Source organism: Vibrio sp. 10N.222.55.C6, from assembly GCF_041473395.1.
GTDB lineage: Bacteria > Pseudomonadota > Gammaproteobacteria > Enterobacterales > Vibrionaceae > Vibrio > Vibrio crassostreae_C.
Window position 1 is genome coordinate 1 of the sequence record NZ_JBFRSD010001066.1, and the last position, 517, is coordinate 517.

2 pseudogenes are annotated in these 517 nt (G+C 41.8%); both read right to left on the reverse strand.

From position 1 onward, the window contains the following. Nucleotides 1-259 (reverse strand): annotated as a pseudogene (locus tag AB4486_RS27570) (DUF3393 domain-containing protein); the annotation flags it as partial. 21 nt (nucleotides 260-280) lie between these two features. Then, nucleotides 281-517 (reverse strand): annotated as a pseudogene (locus AB4486_RS27575) (hypothetical protein); the annotation flags it as partial.

Here is a 517-nt window from a genome sequence, read left to right on the forward strand (position 1 = left end):
CTTGTTGAGCTTGTGCCACATATTGATCGAATTCGCAGTTCTTTTGCACTTTGTAAAGATCAAATTGGGCTTCACTGCAGAGTTTGTATTTTTCAAACTCATCTTTAGCTTCAAAAGGTTGATTGACAAAATGTTCGACGCTAGGGCAACTTTGTTCGGTAATTGAAAGTTCACACGCTTGTTGCAGCGTATCAGCAGATGCCCAGCCACTAGAGATCAGTATTGCTAAAGGGGATAGCTGACAAATTATTTTCTTCATATCTGTTCCTTGACCGAGGGATTAACCTTTCTCTATCGAGAGTCGTTCCATGACAAAATCACAGTGCTCGAAATAGTTCAGGATCAATCCAAACCCTGGGGTGTCTGTTGATAAACGCGATTCATCCAATCGCTCAAATCGAGAGGTATCAATTTTTGTAGGGCAGAGCAATGCGATGTTGGTATCGTATGTCTCTTGTCCATCGTTGAGCAGTGCTTCGATGCCGTCATATTTGTTTCTATCTGGAAACTCGATAGA